Origin of the sequence: Pseudomonas sp., assembly GCF_046581935.1 — a bacterium.
Lineage (GTDB): Bacteria > Pseudomonadota > Gammaproteobacteria > Pseudomonadales > Pseudomonadaceae > Aquipseudomonas.
The window spans coordinates 135,240-152,181 of sequence record NZ_JAYGFK010000014.1 but is presented as its reverse complement, the minus strand read 5'-3'; the positions used below and the strand labels follow the sequence as shown (position 1 = coordinate 152,181).

General features: G+C 59.5%; 12 protein-coding genes. 7 read left to right on the top strand and 5 right to left on the bottom strand.

Annotation, left to right across the window (positions count from 1 at the left end):
* Positions 1 to 104 precede the first annotated feature (104 nt).
* Positions 105 to 3,062 (top strand): HD domain-containing phosphohydrolase, encoded by a 2,958-nt coding sequence (locus VCA57_RS11510; protein ID WP_411185158.1) that lies wholly within the window; start codon positions 105 to 107, stop codon positions 3,060 to 3,062.
* Positions 3,063 to 3,121: 59 nt separating this feature from the next.
* Here VCA57_RS11510 and VCA57_RS11505 read toward each other — a convergent pair whose 3' ends face one another.
* The gene (locus VCA57_RS11505; RefSeq protein ID WP_411185157.1) at positions 3,122 to 3,463 is read right to left on the bottom strand and encodes a YggL family protein; all 342 of its coding nucleotides are present in this window, start codon (positions 3,461 to 3,463) and stop codon (positions 3,122 to 3,124) included.
* Between the two features lie 234 nt (positions 3,464 to 3,697).
* Between VCA57_RS11505 and dacB the strand changes: the two genes are divergently transcribed.
* Positions 3,698 to 5,146 carry a D-alanyl-D-alanine carboxypeptidase/D-alanyl-D-alanine-endopeptidase gene (gene dacB / locus VCA57_RS11500; RefSeq protein ID WP_411185156.1) on the top strand — a complete coding sequence of 483 codons (1,449 nt, stop codon included), beginning with the start codon at positions 3,698 to 3,700 and terminating at the stop codon, positions 5,144 to 5,146.
* 28 nt (positions 5,147 to 5,174) lie between these two features.
* Here dacB and VCA57_RS11495 read toward each other — a convergent pair whose 3' ends face one another.
* Complete coding sequence (locus VCA57_RS11495) at positions 5,175 to 5,648, bottom strand: MarR family winged helix-turn-helix transcriptional regulator (RefSeq protein WP_411185155.1); 474 nt, start codon at positions 5,646 to 5,648, stop codon at positions 5,175 to 5,177.
* Between the two features lie 113 nt (positions 5,649 to 5,761).
* On the opposite strand from VCA57_RS11495, the gene VCA57_RS11490 reads away from it, so the two are divergent.
* From VCA57_RS11490 to VCA57_RS11470, 5 genes are all read left to right on the top strand, one after another.
* Positions 5,762 to 7,531 carry an N-acetylglutaminylglutamine amidotransferase gene (locus VCA57_RS11490; RefSeq protein WP_411185154.1) on the top strand — a complete coding sequence of 590 codons (1,770 nt, stop codon included), beginning with the start codon at positions 5,762 to 5,764 and terminating at the stop codon, positions 7,529 to 7,531.
* Positions 7,532 to 7,682: 151 nt separating this feature from the next.
* Entirely contained in the window at positions 7,683 to 9,422 is a 1,740-nt protein-coding gene (gene ngg / locus VCA57_RS11485) for an N-acetylglutaminylglutamine synthetase (RefSeq protein WP_411185153.1), read from the top strand.
* Positions 9,423 to 9,519: 97 nt separating this feature from the next.
* Positions 9,520 to 10,710: an osmoprotectant NAGGN system M42 family peptidase gene (locus tag VCA57_RS11480; RefSeq protein WP_411185152.1), complete on the top strand. Its 1,191-nt coding sequence runs from the start codon at positions 9,520 to 9,522 to the stop codon at positions 10,708 to 10,710.
* 80 nt (positions 10,711 to 10,790) lie between these two features.
* On the top strand, positions 10,791 to 13,544 hold the full coding sequence (locus VCA57_RS11475) for a 7TM diverse intracellular signaling domain-containing protein (RefSeq protein ID WP_411185151.1): 2,754 nt from the start codon (positions 10,791 to 10,793) through the stop codon (positions 13,542 to 13,544).
* A gap of 107 nt (positions 13,545 to 13,651) precedes the next feature.
* Positions 13,652 to 13,897 (top strand): YheU family protein, encoded by a 246-nt coding sequence (locus tag VCA57_RS11470; RefSeq protein WP_411185150.1) that lies wholly within the window; start codon positions 13,652 to 13,654, stop codon positions 13,895 to 13,897.
* A 25-nt stretch (positions 13,898 to 13,922) separates the two neighbouring features.
* Here the strand turns inward: VCA57_RS11470 and VCA57_RS11465 are convergent, their stop codons facing one another.
* The 3 genes from VCA57_RS11465 to VCA57_RS11455 form a co-directional block, all read right to left on the bottom strand.
* A complete protein-coding gene (locus VCA57_RS11465; protein WP_411185149.1) occupies positions 13,923 to 14,351 on the bottom strand; it encodes a hypothetical protein in 429 nt (142 codons plus the stop codon).
* Between the two features lie 154 nt (positions 14,352 to 14,505).
* Positions 14,506 to 15,678: a CynX/NimT family MFS transporter gene (locus VCA57_RS11460; RefSeq protein ID WP_411185148.1), complete on the bottom strand. Its 1,173-nt coding sequence runs from the start codon at positions 15,676 to 15,678 to the stop codon at positions 14,506 to 14,508.
* Positions 15,679 to 15,806: 128 nt separating this feature from the next.
* Positions 15,807 to 16,613 (bottom strand): SDR family oxidoreductase, encoded by an 807-nt coding sequence (locus VCA57_RS11455; RefSeq protein WP_411185147.1) that lies wholly within the window; start codon positions 16,611 to 16,613, stop codon positions 15,807 to 15,809.
* Positions 16,614 to 16,942: the final 329 nt, after the last annotated feature.

Genomic DNA, 16,942 nt, shown 5'->3' with positions numbered 1-16,942 from the left:
TCCTGCTAGCAAAAAACCTGAAAAAACCTACCACTCATGCGGGGCAAAGCTTGTCAGGCTTCACTATGCTTGGCGCATGGCTATGGCACTCAAGGATGCGCGGGATGCAGCAGAAATCTGGCTTAAGAGAACGGCGCTTCCCCCTCCATATCCACATCAGTGTGCTATTCACCCTGCTGCTGCTCGGCTCGGGGATCGTGCTGGGGATTTTCAACTACCAACAAACCAGCAAGATTATCCTCACTAGCAGCAATCAGCTATTCACCCAGATGCGCAAAGACGTGCAGGCTGACCTGCGCAATACCTATCAGCCCATTCGCTACATGATCAACCTGCTGGCGCGCAACGAGCAGATCAACGGCCGTAATCGCCATGAACGCATGATCATGTTGCCGATCTTCGCCCAAGCCCTGCATGACAACCCCAAGCTGGCGTCGATCTATGTCGGCTATGGCGATGGCGGTTTTTTCATGGTGCGACCGCTGCGCAGCGAACACCTACGAGAAGTGTTCTTCGCCCCCGCCAATGCGGCGTATCAGGTGTGGAGCATTGACCGCATCAGCGAGCAACGCCTGGACTCCGAATACCAATTCTTCGACGCCCAACTACAACCCATCAACCGCAGGCAAAACCTCAAGGAAACCTACGACCCGCGTAACCGCCCTTGGTACAAGGGCGCACTGCAAAGCCAAGAGCACTTCACCACCGCGCCTTATGCGTTTTTCTCTAGCGGGGAAATCGGCACCACCATTGCGCGAAAAAGTGCAGCGACAACCGTTGTTGCCGCCGACCTGACCCTTAATGATCTCTCAGCCACCCTGGCTGAGCATCGCCTGACGCCTTCCACCGAAGTGGTGCTGTACAGCCCAGACGGCAGCGCCGTTGCCTACCCCGACAGTTCACGCCTGCTTATCCCGGGAGAGTCGCTGCAACTGGCACAGGTGAAAACACTCAGCCCGGTATTGGCGCAATTCCTCGACCTTGGCCTAGAGCATGATCGCCAGGGCGCTGTGCTGCTGAATAAACAACGTTGGCAGATTTCCTATTCCCAGCTGAGTGAAGGCGGCCCCGATGGTTTGCGCCTGGCACTGCTGGCCCCAGAGCAGGAGTTGCTGGCCGATGCCTACCGCATCCGCTGGCAAGGGGCCGTGCTAACGCTGTTTATTCTATTGCTGTGCATTCCCATTGGCTGGCTGCTCTCCAACATTCTGGTCAAGCCGCTGCGCATACTGGTGAGCGAGGCAGAAGCCATCCGCAGTTTCAACTTCGACCACCCAGCCAGCGGGCGCTCGCTGGTCAAAGAAGTCGACCAGTTGGCTGTGTCGATGAACCATATGAAGGAGACCATCTCCAGCTTCCTCGACATCGCGGCCAGTTTGTCGGCAGAAACCCGCTTTGACGCCCTACTGCAACGCGTATTGCGCGAAACCATTGGCCTTAGTGACGCCAACGGCGGCTTACTCTACCTTCGCGACAGCAGCAGCGGACGCCTGGAGCCACACGCCCTGTTTATCAACGAGCAACAGCAGAATCTGCAACAACACCGCATCCCCAGCTTCAATCAGGACGATGCCGCCCTTCCCGACTGGCTCGCGCAAACCGCCACGGGCGGCGGCAGTGTCACCGTGGCCCTCGGCTTCGATCAAGCGCAGGGCTTCCAGGGGCTGCTGCACCACCTCAATAGCCCACGCATACACCTGGTCTGTACCGGCCTGCACAATCGTCAGGGACAAACCCTGGGCGTGCTGTTACTGCTGCACCGCGACACCGGCGACGATGCCGACCTAGCCATGCTCAGCCCGGCGCGGATTGCCTATGTCGAAGCGGTATCTGGCGTCGCGGCACTGTGCATCGAGAGCCAGCGCCTGCTCGATCAACAGAAGAAATTGCTCGATGCCTTTATTCAATTGATCGCGGGGGCCATCGACGCCAAGAGCCCCTATACCGGTGGTCACTGCCAGCGCGTGCCGGAAGCCACCCTGATGCTCGCCCGCGCAGCAGCCGCCAGCGAGGAGGCAGCGTTTCGCAGCTACCAGCCCACCGAGGAAGAGTGGGAAGCCCTGCATATTGCTGCCTGGCTGCACGACTGCGGCAAGGTCACCGTGCCCGAGTACGTGGTCGACAAAGCCACCAAACTGGAAACCATCTGCAACCGTATTCATGAAGTCCGCATGCGTTTCGAAGTACTCAAACGCGATGCATGGATCGCCTACTGGCAGGGGCTGAGTCAGGGCGGTGAGGCCAGCAGCCTCGGCCAGGCGCGCGATGAGCTGCTGAGCACCCTGGATGATGAATTTGCCTTTGTCGCCCGCTGTAACCTGGGCGGCGAAGCCATGGCCGAGGCAGACCTTGAACGGCTACGCAGCATTGCCGGGCGCACCTGGATGCGCACCCTGGATGATCGTTTAGGCGGTTCTTGGGAAGAAAACCTGCGCCAGTCACGCACTCCCGAAGCGACATTACCGGTGCAGGAATCTTTGCTCAGCGACAAACCCGAGCACCTGATCGAACGCCCCGACAGCGAGCTGATTGCCGAAGACAATCCCTGGGGCTTCAAACTGGATGTCCCCACTTACAAATACAACCGTGGCGAGCTGTACAACCTGAGCATTGGCCGCGGCACCCTGACCAACGAGGAGCGTTTCATCATCAACGGTCATATGGTGCAAACCATTCGCATGCTCAGCCACCTGCCCTTCCCGCCGCACCTGGCCAACGTTGCCGAAATAGCCGGCGGCCACCACGAAAAAATGGATGGTAGCGGCTACCCAAAACGCCTGAAGCGCGAAGAAATGAGCCTGCCCGCACGCATGATGGCGATTGCCGACATCTTCGAGGCACTAACGGCCGTAGATCGCCCGTATAAAAAGGGCAAGATGCTCTCTGAGTCGCTGAACATCATGGCGAACATGTGCAAAAACGCGCACATTGACCCAGACCTATTCGGCCTGTTCATACGGGAAAAGATTTACCTGGACTATGCGCAACGGTTTATCCGCAAAGAGCAAATAGACAATGTCGATTTAGCGGCGCTGCTGGCCAAGGCCGGGCTAAGCGAATAAGGCGGGGGCACGCGGGGAACAACAACGGGGCATGCCTGATGCACACCCCGTTTACAGCATTAAGCCTGATTGATCTGATTATCTGGATACCAGACATCAATCAGCGGGCTGGCGGTGAAATCAACCAGCTCATCACGGCCCTTGAGCCAGGCTTCAACAGCAGTGCGCTGCTCTTCGTTGACCGAGCCACGCTTGGACAGGCACACCAGACCGAAGTCATCGCCGCCAACATAGCCCAGGCCATTAGCGGTCATGGCGTCATGCAGAAACGCTTCAAGGAACGAGTCGATGGCTGCATCAGCCAGGCCTTCCTTGAAGTTCAGGTTCAGCTCAAAACCCAGCTCCTGGAATTCATCCACGCAGAGTTTTTTGCGCAGACGGCGGGAACGGTTAGTAGCCATGGAACAATCCTCAAAAGTGATAACGCGCGGCACTCTAGCAGTTTCACCGCCGGCGCGCCCGCTTCGAAGACGACAGGTCAGCCGACACCTCATAGAAAAGCCCAGCAAACGACCTCTGCCGGCACTCAGCCGAGCCTGGAATGAGGCATAATCGCGGCCATCATTTCACGCCGCGACGAGCGCTCATTGCATGTCTCGCTTTATCGTTTCCCCTCAGCTGGAAGGTAGCCGTCCATGATCATATTTTTGCGCCGCCTAGCCCTTGCTGGCCTGCTTCTGCCTGTTTGCCTGCCGCTGGCCGCCGCCAATGCCGGGCTGTCGAACAAAGTTCAACAATCGCTGAAAGCCAACAAGATCAACAGCCAGTCGTTGTCCGTGGTGACCGTGCCGCTCAACGGCCCTGGCAGCAGCACTTATTTCAATGCCGATGTTTCCGTCAACCCGGCTTCCACCATGAAGTTGGTCACCACCTTTGCCGCGCTGGAACTGCTCGGCCCAACCTACCAGTGGAAAACCGAGTTTTTCACCGACGGTCAGCTAAAGGATGGCGTGCTTAACGGCAACCTGTACCTCAAGGGCGGCGGCGACCCCAAGCTCAACATGGAAAAGCTCTGGCTGATGATGCGCGACCTGCGCGCCAACGGAGTACTGCAGGTCAACGGCGACCTGGTGCTCGACCGCAGCCACTTCGTGCAGCCGCAACTGCCGAGCTTTAATGACGACGGTGGTGAGTCCAACAAGCCGTTCCTGGTAACCCCCGACTCGCTGCTGGTCAACCTCAAAGCCCTGCGCTTTATCGCCCGCACCGAAGGCGGCAAGGTACGTATCGCCGCCGAGCCGCCCATTGCCAACATCCGCATCGACAACCAAGTCAAAGCACTGCCGGCGGGCAAATGCCCAAGCTGGCCGGATGTGCGCTACAACCCGGTAACCGAATTTGACGGCACCACGGTGATTGTCACTGGCAAGCTGGCCGAAGGCTGCAGTTCACAAACCTACCTGTCGCTGCTTGATCATCCGAGCTACGCTGCGGGTGCCATCCGCGCCATTTGGAAGGAACTGGGCGGCAGCATCATGGGCAAGGATCGCCTTGCCCCAGTGCCAGACGATGCGCGCCTGCTGGCCCGCGCCTACTCCCCGGACCTGGCAGAGATCATTCGCGACATCAATAAATACAGCAACAACACCATGGCCCGGCAGCTGTTTCTGAGCATCGGTGCGCAATTCCGCACCTCCGCCGATGAGGACGACAGCAAGGCCGCGCAACGCGTAATTCGTAGCTGGCTGGCGCGTAAAGGCATCACCTCACCGCACTTGGTCATGGAGAACGGTTCCGGCCTTTCGCGCGCTGAGCGCGTCAGTGCGCGGGAAATGGCGGCCCTGTTGCAAGCCGCCTGGAAAAGCCCTTACGCCGCTGAATTCATGACCTCACTGCCACTGGTCGCGCTGGACGGCACCATGCGCAAACGCCTGCACCGCACGCCACTGGTGGGCGAGGCGCGGATCAAGACCGGCACCCTGAACAACGTGCGCGCTATCGCTGGGTTTAGCCGCGACAGCAACGGCAACAGCTGGGCAGTGGTGGCAATTCTCAACGACCCGCGCCCCTGGGGCGCATCGTCGATTCTCGACCAGGTGTTGCTGGATTTGTATAAGCAGCCCAAGCCCAGCGTCAAACGCTAACCCGCCGCGCCAACCAGGCACGGCGTTGCTACTCCATCTCGCCACACAACTGCGCCGCGCGTAACAGCGCGGCGGTCAGGTTATGCCGCTCCCACTCCTCCAGCCCGGCAAAGTGCTCGACAAATGCCGGCGGCAACAAGCTCGGTGCCTGTTTTAGCAGTTCGCGCCCCGACTCACTGAGCAGCAACCACTGCTTGCGACGATCCTGATCATCGCGCTGGCGTTGCAATAAACCACGCTCTTCCAGCCGATCAAGCATGCCCGACAGCGTCGCAGCCGTGAGGCTGACACGACCACTGAGGTCGCTGGCCGTCAGGCGCCCTTCCCCAGCCAACACCTGCAAAATCATCAACTGCATTGGCGTCAGGCCACCAAAGCGGCTGAGCCGTTTTGCATGCACCTCACCCGCCTGCTGCAAACGCCGCAAGGCCTGAAAAAGCGGCAATTCGAAGAGCTGAATTGATGACAATTCTATTTCAGTAGAAACCTTTTTATCAGCCATATAAGCCTTTATATTCGATATAAAACTTTGACATGAAAGCATTATTTTGTTTTCGTGTAAAAGGTTCGGAGCATCCGAGCCACTCCCCAACGGCAATACCGGTAAGGAAAACTATGTGCGGAATAGCTGGAGAACTACGCTTTGATCAACGACCAGCCGACCTGGCTGCAGTCGAGCGGATCACCCATCACCTAGCCCCACGCGGCCCAGACGCGCATGGCTTTCACAGCCAAGGGCCGATTGCCCTTGGCCATCGCCGCCTGAAGATCATGGATCTCGCCGAAGCCTCAGGCCAACCGATGATCGACAGCGATCTGGGCCTGTCCATGGTGTTTAACGGCGCCATCTACAACTACCCGGAACTGCGTGAAGAGCTAAAGACTCTGGGCTATCGGTTTTTTTCCGGCGGCGACACCGAGGTGCTGCTCAAGGGCTATCACGCCTGGGGCAAAGACCTGCTGCCCAAGCTCAATGGCATGTTCGCATTTGCCATCTGGGAACGTGACAGCCAGCAGCTGTTTATTGCCCGTGACCGTCTTGGGGTAAAACCGCTGTACTTGTCACGCACGGCTGAACGCCTGCGTTTTGCCTCCAGCCTGCCGGCGCTGATGGCCGGTGGCGATATCGGCAAAACCCTCGACCCCGTCGCCCTCAATCACTACCTGAACTTCCACGCCGTAGTGCCCGCGCCACGCACGCTGCTGGCCGGCGTTGAGAAACTGCCGCCGGCGACCTGGATGCGCATCGACGCCAAAGGTAACTGTGAGCAGAAAACCTGGTGGAGCCTGGAGTTTGGCCCGCAGGGCGAGGAAGTCGGCTTTGGCTTGGACGAATGGCGCGAGCGCGTGCTGGACGGCATGCGTGAAGCCGTGTCGATCCGTCAGCGAGCTGCCGTGGATGTCGGCGTGCTGCTCTCCGGCGGCGTCGACTCAAGCATGCTGGTTGGCCTGTTGCGTGAGGCCGGCGTGGAAAACCTCTCGACCTTCTCGATTGGTTTTCAGGATGCCGGCGGCGAGCGTGGCGACGAATTCCAGTATTCCGACCTGATCGCCGAGCGCTTCGCCACCCAGCATCATCAATTGCGTATCGGCGAGCACGAGATTCTCGAACAGTTGCCCGCCGCCTTCCGCGCCATGAGCGAGCCGATGGTCAGCCACGACTGCATCGCCTTCTACCTGCTGTCGCGTGAAGTGGCCAAGCACTGCAAAGTGGTACAGAGCGGCCAGGGCGCAGACGAACTGTTCGCCGGCTACCACTGGTATCCGCAGGTGGACGCCGCCGACGATGCCTTTGCCGCCTACCGTGCAGCATTCTTTGACCGGGATTACGACGAGTACGCCGCCTGCGTGCAGCCGGCCTGGCTGACCGGCGACGCCGCTGGCGACTTCGTCCGCGAACACTTCGCCCTGCCCGGCGCAACCGCCGCTGTCGACAAAGCGCTGCGCCTGGACAGCACGGTGATGCTGGTCGATGACCCGATTAAGCGCGTCGACAACATGACCATGGCCTGGGGCCTGGAAGCGCGTACGCCATTCCTTGATTACCGCCTGGCCGAACTCTCGGCGCGTATTCCAGGGCGCTTCAAGCTGCCGGACGGCGGTAAGCATGTCCTCAAAGAAGCCGCGCGCCAGGTCATTCCCAGCGCAGTGATTGACCGCCCGAAAGGCTACTTCCCGGTCCCTGGCCTCAAACACCTGGAAGGGGCAACCCTCGGCTGGGTGCGTGATCTGCTGCTCGACCCAAGCCAGGATCGCGGCCTGTTCAACCCGGCCATGCTCGACCGCTTGCTCAGCGATCCACACAACCAACTGACGCCGTTGCGCGGCTCCAAGTTATGGCAGTTGGCGGCGCTCAATCTTTGGCTCAACGAGCACGGCTTATAACAACCTGCAGTGCCTAGGGCGGTCATGCGCAGCACAACCACCCTAGGCCAATCGCCGTACAGTCGTAGCCCGGAGCAATCCGCAGTTTTCACGACTCAACCCACGCCCCGGCACAGAACGGGCGTAGAGATAGAGGACGAGAGACATCCCCATGCGCGCAACTGCCATCAACCAACGCCTGTTACGCGGCCAAACGCCCTCCTACGAGCGCCTGCAAGCCCGCCTTGCCGAAACGCCAGGCAGCCAACCGGGCCAGCCGAAGGCCGTGCACTGTGGCTGGGGCCGCCTGCTGCTCGGGCACACGTATCCAGATGCCAGCGCCCTGGCCAGCGATTTGCTCACCGAGCAATCTGGCGAGCGCGATATCGCCCTGTATGTCGCCGCGCCGCACCAAGTGTTGGCGCAGGCGCCGCAGCAACTGTTCCTTGATCCGTCCGACACCCTGCGCCTCTGGTTCAGCGACTACCGCCAGGCCCGCCGAGGCTTTCGCGGCTATCGGGTGCGGCGCGCGCAAAATGACAAGGATTGGCAGGCCATCAACACCCTGTACCAATTGCGCGGCATGCTGCCAATCGACCCCAGCAAGCTCACCCCGCGCCATCTCGGTGGGCCGGTGTATTGGCTGGCAGAGGACGAGGACAGCGGCGCGGTGATTGGCAGCGTCATGGGCCTCAACCACCACAAAGCCTACAAGGACCCGGACCACGGCAGCAGCCTCTGGTGCCTGGCAGTCGATCCACGCTGCAGCCGGCCAGGGGTTGGTGAGGTGCTGGTACGCCATCTGATCGAGCATTTTATGAGCCGTGGCCTGAGTCATCTCGACCTGTCCGTGCTGCATGACAACGACCAGGCCAAAGGGCTTTACGCCAAGCTGGGCTTTCGCGAATTGCAAACCTTCAGCGTCAAGCGCAAGAACGGCATCAACGAAGCCCTGTTTATCGGCCCAGGCCCGCATACACCGATGAACCCGTACGCGCGGATCATCGTCGATGAGGCCCTGCGGCGCGGCATTGAGGTGCAGGTCGACGACGCCGACGCTGGCTTATTTACCCTGAACCATGGCGGTCGACGCATTCGCTGCCGCGAATCACTGACCGACCTGACCAGCGCTGTGAGCATGACCCTCTGCCAGGACAAACGCCTGACCCACCGCGCCCTGGCCCAAGCTGGCCTGCACTTGCCGGCCCAGCGCCTGGCCGGTAACGCCGAGGAAAATGCGGCATTTCTGGCCGAGCATGGCAGCCTGGTGGTCAAACCGGTCGATGGCGAACAAGGCCAGGGCGTAGCAGTGGACCTGCGCACGTCATTGGACGTGCAAGATGCCATTGAGCGCGCCAGTACCTTCGACAGCCGCGTGTTGCTGGAGAGCTTTCACCCTGGCTGTGACCTGCGCATTCTGGTGATTGGCTTTGCTGTGGTGGCCGCGGCCATTCGCCGCCCAGCCGAAGTGGTCGGCGATGGCCAACACAGCATCGGCGAACTAATTGATGCGCAAAGCCGTCGTCGGCAAGCCGCCACCGAAGGTGAAAGCCGCATCCCGAAAGACGCCGAAACCCTGCGCACCCTGCACGCTGCTGGCGTGGACTACGACAGCGTTCTGCCGGCCGGCCAGCATCTGGCTGTACGCAAAACCGCCAACCTGCACACCGGCGGCAGCCTGGAAGATGTCACCGAGATCCTCCACCCGGTACTCGCTGATGCCGCCGTCAAAGCAGCGCGAGCGCTGGACATCCCAGTGGTCGGCCTTGATCTACTAGTGCCCGCCGCCGATCAGCCTGACTACGTATTTATCGAAGCCAACGAACGCGCCGGGCTGGCCAACCACAAGCCGCAGCCCACCGCCGAACGCTTTATCGACCTGCTTTTCCCACTCAGTCGGGTGTCCGACTGACATCCGCGTTGAACTAGGCGTCGCAGACCAAGTGCCAGCCCAGTTACCGCCTTGGCTGCGCCGCCCAGCCATAAACTGCACGCGCTCAGGAGATTCCATGCAACAACTCCCCGAACTCGACCTCGCCTACATGCAGAAAGTACTTCTGGAAATGCTCGCCATTCCCAGCCCAACCGGCTTCACCGACACCATCGTGCGGTATGTGGCCGAGCGCCTGGAAGAAATCGGCATCCCCTTCGAGATGACCCGCCGTGGCACGATTCGCGGCACCCTCAAAGGCAAACAGAGCAGCCCCGACCGCGCGGTATCAGCACACCTCGACACCATTGGCGCCATTGTCCGCGAACTGCAGGACAACGGCCGCCTGGGCCTGGCCGCAGTCGGCTGCTGGTCAAGCCGCTTCGCCGAAGGCAGTCGCGTCAGCGTATTTACCGACCACGGCGTTATTCGCGGCAGCGTCCTGCCGTTGATGGCCTCCGGTCACGCCTTCAACACCGCCGTGGATGAGCTACCGATTAGCTGGGACCACGTCGAGCTGCGCCTCGACGCCTACTGCAGCACCCGCGCTGACTGCCAATCCCTCGGTATTTCGGTGGGTGACTTCGTGGCCTTCGACCCGCTACCGGAGTTCACCGAAAGCGGCCATATCAGCGCTCGTCACCTGGATGACAAAGCCGGCGTCGCCGCTTTGCTCACGGCACTGAAGGCCATTAAGGAAAGTGGCATCGAACCGGAAATCGACTGCCACCCGCTGTTTACCATTACCGAGGAAGTCGGCTCCGGTGCTGCGGCCGCCCTGCCATGGGACGTCAGCGAGTTCGTTGGCATCGACATCGCCCCGGTTGCACCCGGCCAGCAATCCAGCGAACACACCGTCAGCGTGGCCATGCAGGATTCCGGCGGCCCTTACGACTATCACCTGTCACGCCAGTTGCTGCGCCTGGCCGAAGAGCATGAGGTGCCGGTGCGCCGTGACCTGTTCCGTTACTACCATAGCGACGCACAGTCTGCGGTGACAGCAGGTCACGATATCCGCACCGCCCTACTGGCCTTTGGTTGCGACGCAACCCACGGCTATGAGCGCACCCATATCGACAGCCTAAAAGCTCTTGGTCAATTGCTCACCGCGTACCTGCTGAGCCCCCCCGTATTTGCCAGTGATGCCCAGCCCGCGCAAGGTTCGCTGGAGCGTTTCAGCCACCAACTGGAGCACGATGCGCAGATGGCCAGCGATACTCGCCTGCCAAGCGTCGACAGCTTGTTACGCCCACGTGACAAGGAGGCTTGAAGGCCTGCGCGCATCCGGGCAAAGTGGCAGCACTGCGCAGGAGCTGGATCGGCTCCAGATAAAAACGATGGGGTTAATGGATGCCTCGATTTTGGCTGGCATTGGTACTGTTCTGGCTATGCGGGCCAGCGTGGGCGCTATTGCCTGCCACCCTCGATAGCGACAATTTGCGCCTGTCACTCGGGCCATCGATGGCCTATCTGCAAGACCCCAAGGGCGACATGAGCATCGAGCAGGTCGCTGCCGTGGCCGATGAACGCTTTACCCCCGTACATGGTCCGCACGCCAACCTCGGTAAAAATGATTCGGTCTGGTGGTTCAAAGTCCGCCTGAACAACAGTTTGGCGCAAAACCTGGCGGGCTATCTGGAGGTCAACTACCCACTGCTTGATCACCTGCAGGTGTATCTGGCCGCCGCCGACGGCCACTGGCAGATGCAAGAAAGCGGTGACAGCTATGCCTTCTCCCAACGCCCGGTACAGGTGCGCAATTTCTGGTTTCCGCTAGAACTTAACCCCGGCGAAAGCACGCTGCTGATCCGCGTTAAAACCACCAGCACCATCTTAATGTCCGTGTTCTTCAGCACCTACCAAGCCAGCGCAGCAGCCCAGGAAAACCTCATGGGTTTCAATGGCGCGTTCTACGGCGTGCTGTTCGCGATGTTCTGCTACAACCTGTTCTTGTTCCTGTCACTACGCGAGTACGCCTACCTTTGGTACCTGGCCTACAACCTCAACGTTGGCCTGCTGGCCGCCTGTTTCGATGGCATGCTATTCAAACTACTGCCTGAACATGTGGCATTCCAATCGGTAAGCATCTACATCCTGATGTACCTGCACTGCCTGGCGGCCATCCAGTTCAGCCGGCACTTTCTGCATGCTCCACAGTATTTCCCGCGTTTGGATACCGGCCTGCGCCTGTTGATGCTGGCCTGCGCCGGCTGTCTGCTATCGATGCCACTGATTGGCTTTGCCGCCTGGAACATCCTGGCCAGTGTCACGGTATCGCTGGTTTCCCTGACATTGCTGCTCACCGGTCTGTATATCTGGCGTCGTGGTGTGCGCTACGGCTCTTACTACACCCTGGCCTGGGCCATCCTGCTGTTCGCGTTTATCCAGGCCACTACCGGCTCGCTAGGCGTAGAGGTATTTGGGTTATATGGTGCTACCGCTGTGAAGATCGGTGTGACCATTGAGCTGATCACCCTCTCCATCGGCCTGGCAGACCGTATCAACCTGCTTAAGGAAGAAGGCTTCCAGTCACGTCGCGCCGCCGAGCAAGCAGAAATTGAAAACCTCGCCAAGAGCCGTTTCTTGGCCAAGATGAGCCACGAGATCCGCACACCGCTGAATGGTGTGCTGGGCATGCTGCAACTGCTCAAGGAAACCCCGCTGGACCGCAGCCAACGTTTCTATGTCGATACCATTTCCAGCTCCGGTAGCTCGCTGATGACCGTGATCAACGACATCCTTGATTACGCCCGTATCGAGTCGGGCAAGCTCAGCCTGGAACATATCGAGTACGACCTGGAAGAGCTGATTTCCGATACGCTTAGCCTGTTCACCAGTCAGGCTCTGGGCAAGCGTTTGCGTCTCTATGTCAGCCTCGAAAGCGGCGTACCGCGCCGTATTCAGGGCGACCCAACCCGGCTTAAGCAAGTGCTGATGAACCTGCTGAGCAACGCCCTGAAGTTCACCGCCGAAGGCCACGTGGCACTGAATGTCTGCCGCCGTAATGACTCCCAAGGCAATCCGCATCTAGTCTTCGCCATCAGCGATAGCGGTATCGGCATCAGTGACCAAACGCTGACGAAGCTGTTCGAATCCTTCGCCCAGGGCGACTCCAGCACAACTCGCCGCTATGGTGGCAGCGGCTTGGGCTTGGCAATCAGTAAAGAATTGGTGGAAATGATGGGCGGACGCATCGAAGTACAGAGCACACCAGGGCAAGGCACGCGCTTTGCCTTTGATATTCCGCAAGCGGATGACCCCCTCCCCGTCGATCCGCTGCACGACCTGCTCAAGGGCCGTACTGCATTGCTTACCTCCCTTGATGGCCTAGGCCTGGATGCCCTAAGTCGCCTGCTGGGGCGCTGGGGCATGCGCACTGATCGCTGCCAGGTCCCAGAATCCTTACAGGGTTACCTAGAAGACTTTGCCGCACCACCGCTGCTGATCCTCATGACGCCCTGGCCGGGCAATATTCAGCATTGGCTAGACTCACTACGCCCCCAACTGCAGCCGGGGCAACGCGTACTGCTGCTGTGCACGCCGGAGCAATGCCAGCAACTGCCAGCTGCCACAGGCCTGCGTCTAGTGGCGCTGCCACAGCCGATAGCGATCAACGCCCTACGCAGCGCCCTGCTGGAACTTTATGAAGATCCACGCCCTGCAGAAATCCAACCCTTGCCACAACCGCGCACCGAGACAGGCAGCGCGCCCTGCATTCTGGTAGCCGAAGACAACGCTGTGAACCAACTGGTGGTGCAAGGCTTTCTGAAGAAGCGCGGCTATAACGTGCGTTTAGTAACCAACGGTCTAGCTGCGCTCAACGAATACCAGCGCGATCCAAGTGCTACGCAGCTGATCCTGATGGACTGCGAAATGCCGGAAATGGATGGCTTTGAAGCCACCCGGCAGATCCGCCGCTTGGAGCGCCAGCACAAGCTGCCGGCAGTGCCGATCATCGCCCTGACCGCGCATATCCTCGATGAACACCGGCAACACGGGGTTGAATCGGGGATGAATGACTTCCTTGGCAAACCGCTGGACAGCGGCAAACTGTACAGCACCCTGGAGAGCTACCTGCCACCGGCAAAACCGCCCAGCCAGTAAGCGTGCGGTAACTATGGTCGGCCAGCGCAGCGCGTTGGCAGGCCCGTCCACGTAGGTAGTTTGCCAACAGCCTGCTAGCATTGCCGCTGCGCTCTGGAGGCCCTACCGTGCTGATCCCCTACAACCTGCTCGAAGCTGACACCCTGACCCGCCTGATTGAAGACTTCGTCACCCGCGACGGCACCGACAATGGCGACGAAACCCCGCTACAAACCCGTATTGAACGAGTCCGCCATGCCCTGGCCAAAGGCCAGGCGGTGATTGTTTTCGATGCAGAAAGCCAACAGTGCCAGCTGGCGCTAAAACGCGACGTGCCCAAGGAATGGCTGGATGCACTGGAGCTGGAAGAGTAAGCGCCGGCCTAGATTGAAGCTCGGACTAGCCACGTAAGCCGCCCTCGCGCTCCCAAGCACAGCGCACGCGCAACTCACCTTCCTGCGGGCTATGAAAACCGCTGTCTGACTCCCAACGGAAGGTGTGCGTACCGTTCATCTCGGTTTCCAAATGCACCACCGCACTGGCCCAGTACAGGCGCTTGAGTAACGCCTCGAACTGCTTGATCCACAAGCTCCATTCATACTCAACCGTGCGGTAGCTGGCCCCAAAGTGGATCACCTGAGTCTGGTAAAGACCATCGCCCGGCTGCTCACAACAGGCAAACATCTCCCGCCCGAGGAAGCTCCAGGCATCGCCCGCCGGCAGCTCATCAAGTACCTGCCGGTTGCTTGTACGACGCAAACGGCTTTCCGTCGGACTATCCGATGGCCAGTCTCGGATACAACCATAAACAATGGATTCGGACTCCACGCAGGCACTCCAACAAATCAAGGCTGCCTTCTATCACAGCCTCAGAGACCAAGGAAGGAACTGCCGCTAAATAAGCGCTATCAGCTAGGGTCTGTTGCCGTTTCAATCGCGGCTCGCGATGAAACAGCAACAGACCCTAGCCCGGTACACTCGCTCAGCCTCCGGCGTGGCTACGTGCTGGCCCTTTACGCATCATCCAGGCGAGCAACGTCATCACCAACGCTAGCGCCGTGAGCACCATGAACGGTAACTGATAACTGCCGGCCAAATCCCGCGCCAAGCCAGTCAATACCGGCGTCAGGCAAGCCAGGCTGTAGCCCATACAGAGCATCATCGCCGTCCAGCGGCTGACCGCCAGAGGCGAACCCGCCTCATACAGCGGCAGTACCAATGACAAGGAAAAGGAGCCGCCCAAGCCGAAGCCAATGCAAACCGCCCACAAATCGGGCAATACCGTGGGCTGGAACGTGATCATTGCCAGACTGACCGCTGACAACAACCCACAGCCCATCAACAGCACATAGCGGTTCTGGAAACGCTGCGCCAACCAAGGCAGTAAAAAGGAGCTGGGCAAGCCCATCAGCATCGACACACTGAACAGACTATTGCTGTGCATCAGACTCAACCCGGCCTCGTGATAACGCGCCACGGCCCAGGTCGCCAGGGCATAAAACAATCCAGCCTGAATAGCAAAGAACGCACTGATCAACCAGGCGCGCGGATTGCGCCAAGGCAAGCCTGCACCGGCCACCCCAGTTTCAGCTTCAACGCGGTTAGGCAAACACAGCCAAAGCAGCAACGCCAGCAGCGCTGGCAATGCCCAGATCGCCAGGCCAAATGTCCAGTCATCCCCTAGCCACCTCAAGGCCGGCAAGGTTAATACCGCGCCGCCAGCACCGCCAATGGCCATACTCAGCGAATACCAGCCGACCACACTGCCCATGCGCCCAGCAAAATGGCGCTTGATAAAACCTGAGAGCAGCGGCCCAGCAACCGCAATAGCGGCACCCAGCAACACGGCGCTACCAATCAGAATCACACTGGCATTAGCCAGCACACGCAACAACAGTGCACCGGCGATCAACGCCAGACACAGAGCAATCGTGCGCTCCAACCCCAGCCGTACCGCCAAGCGCGGCGCGAAAGGCGCAAGTAGGCCCATGCACAACACGGGCAAGGCTGTAGTAAGGCTGATCAGGCTACGGCTTAGGGCCAGTTCGGTAGCAATCCGTTCGATCAGCGGAGCGAGGGAAGTGATGCCTGGCCGCAGGTTGATTGCAGCCAGGATCAGGGCCAGCAACAACATGCCCCGGGGGAGAGATTTCACAGTAAATCCATCAGTTCGCGGCAATGCCGGCATGACCGCGAACCTTAGAGCGCAAGCTCATAGCAGGCAAGTCCTAACTGCCATTAAGCTGACCGCTAAATCAACAAACGCTCAGCACCAGCAGGTTATTACTTGCTGCGAGGCGTGCGCATCTTGTCAGCCATGGTGGTCATTTCGTTGTACAACAACTGCGGGTTTTTCTGCTTCAACGCCCAGGCCATACGGCCTTGCTCGTGGGGCAGAATCATAAACTCGCCTTTGTCGATTTCTTGGTAAATGTAATCGGCAATATCCGCGGCGCTGATCGGCGAACTTTCCAGCAGCTTGCCGACCTGCGCCTTCATGGCTGGCGTCGGCCCCCGGAAGGAGTCCAGCAGATTGGTCTGAAAGAACGACGGGCAGACCACATGCACGCCCACTTCAAGCATCTTCAGCTCGATCAACAGGCTTTCCGATAACGCCACCACACCGGCCTTGGCGACGTTGTAGTTGCTCATCGCGGGGCCCTGCATCAACGCGGCCATAGAGGCGACATTAACGATCTTGCCTTTGCTTTTTTCCAGCAGCGGCAGGAAGGCTTTGCAACCCTTGACCACCCCCATCAAGTTGATCGCGATCTGCCAGTCCCAATCCTCCAGCGACAACTCACTGAAAAAACCGCCAGAGGCAACGCCGGCGTTATTAACGATCACATCAATGCCGCCGAGCTTTTCCTCACAGGCCTGAGCCAAAGCAGTGAGTTGGCTGTAGTCGCGTACGTCACAACGCTGGGTGAAACCATCACCCCCCGCCTCGCGAACCAGCTTTAGCGTTTCCACCAGGCCAGGTTCATTGACATCCGACAGCGCTAACTGCCAACCCTCACGCGCCCAACGCAGGGCAATTTCACGCCCCAAACCCGAACCTGCGCCGGTGATCATCATGCGATTTTGCATAGGAAAGCTGCCTTCGGTGCTGTGATTGATGGGGCCAGTGTAGCCGGGGAAATTATCTTGCCTGCGTACCATCATCCTTCTGAATAAGGTCGCCTAAGCCAAACTCACGGCTACCGCCAAAGCAACCAGCGCAAGCGGACATCAATCAATCCACTCACCCGTCAGTCGCCTTGCTAATACTGGTCAGGAACACAGCCCCTCTCACCAGCGTCCCGAGCGAAACAAACCTCGCCTGACAATGTAGTGAGCTCTGCACCCGCTCCGAGCTGTAGATCAGGGTCAAAAAAATGCCCGCATTGCGCGGGTATTTTTTATTGCGGCATAGAACA

Coding starts and splice junctions, on each gene's coding strand:
- VCA57_RS11510 (WP_411185158.1), top strand. CDS start 105: ATGCAGCAGAAATCTGGCTTAAGAGAACGGCGCTTCCCCCTCCATATC.
- VCA57_RS11505 (WP_411185157.1), bottom strand. CDS start 3,463: ATGGCTACTAACCGTTCCCGCCGTCTGCGCAAAAAACTCTGCGTGGAT.
- dacB (WP_411185156.1), top strand. CDS start 3,698: ATGATCATATTTTTGCGCCGCCTAGCCCTTGCTGGCCTGCTTCTGCCT.
- VCA57_RS11495 (WP_411185155.1), bottom strand. CDS start 5,648: ATGGCTGATAAAAAGGTTTCTACTGAAATAGAATTGTCATCAATTCAG.
- VCA57_RS11490 (WP_411185154.1), top strand. CDS start 5,762: ATGTGCGGAATAGCTGGAGAACTACGCTTTGATCAACGACCAGCCGAC.
- ngg (WP_411185153.1), top strand. CDS start 7,683: ATGCGCGCAACTGCCATCAACCAACGCCTGTTACGCGGCCAAACGCCC.
- VCA57_RS11480 (WP_411185152.1), top strand. CDS start 9,520: ATGCAACAACTCCCCGAACTCGACCTCGCCTACATGCAGAAAGTACTT.
- VCA57_RS11475 (WP_411185151.1), top strand. CDS start 10,791: ATGCCTCGATTTTGGCTGGCATTGGTACTGTTCTGGCTATGCGGGCCA.
- VCA57_RS11455 (WP_411185147.1), bottom strand. CDS start 16,613: ATGCAAAATCGCATGATGATCACCGGCGCAGGTTCGGGTTTGGGGCGT.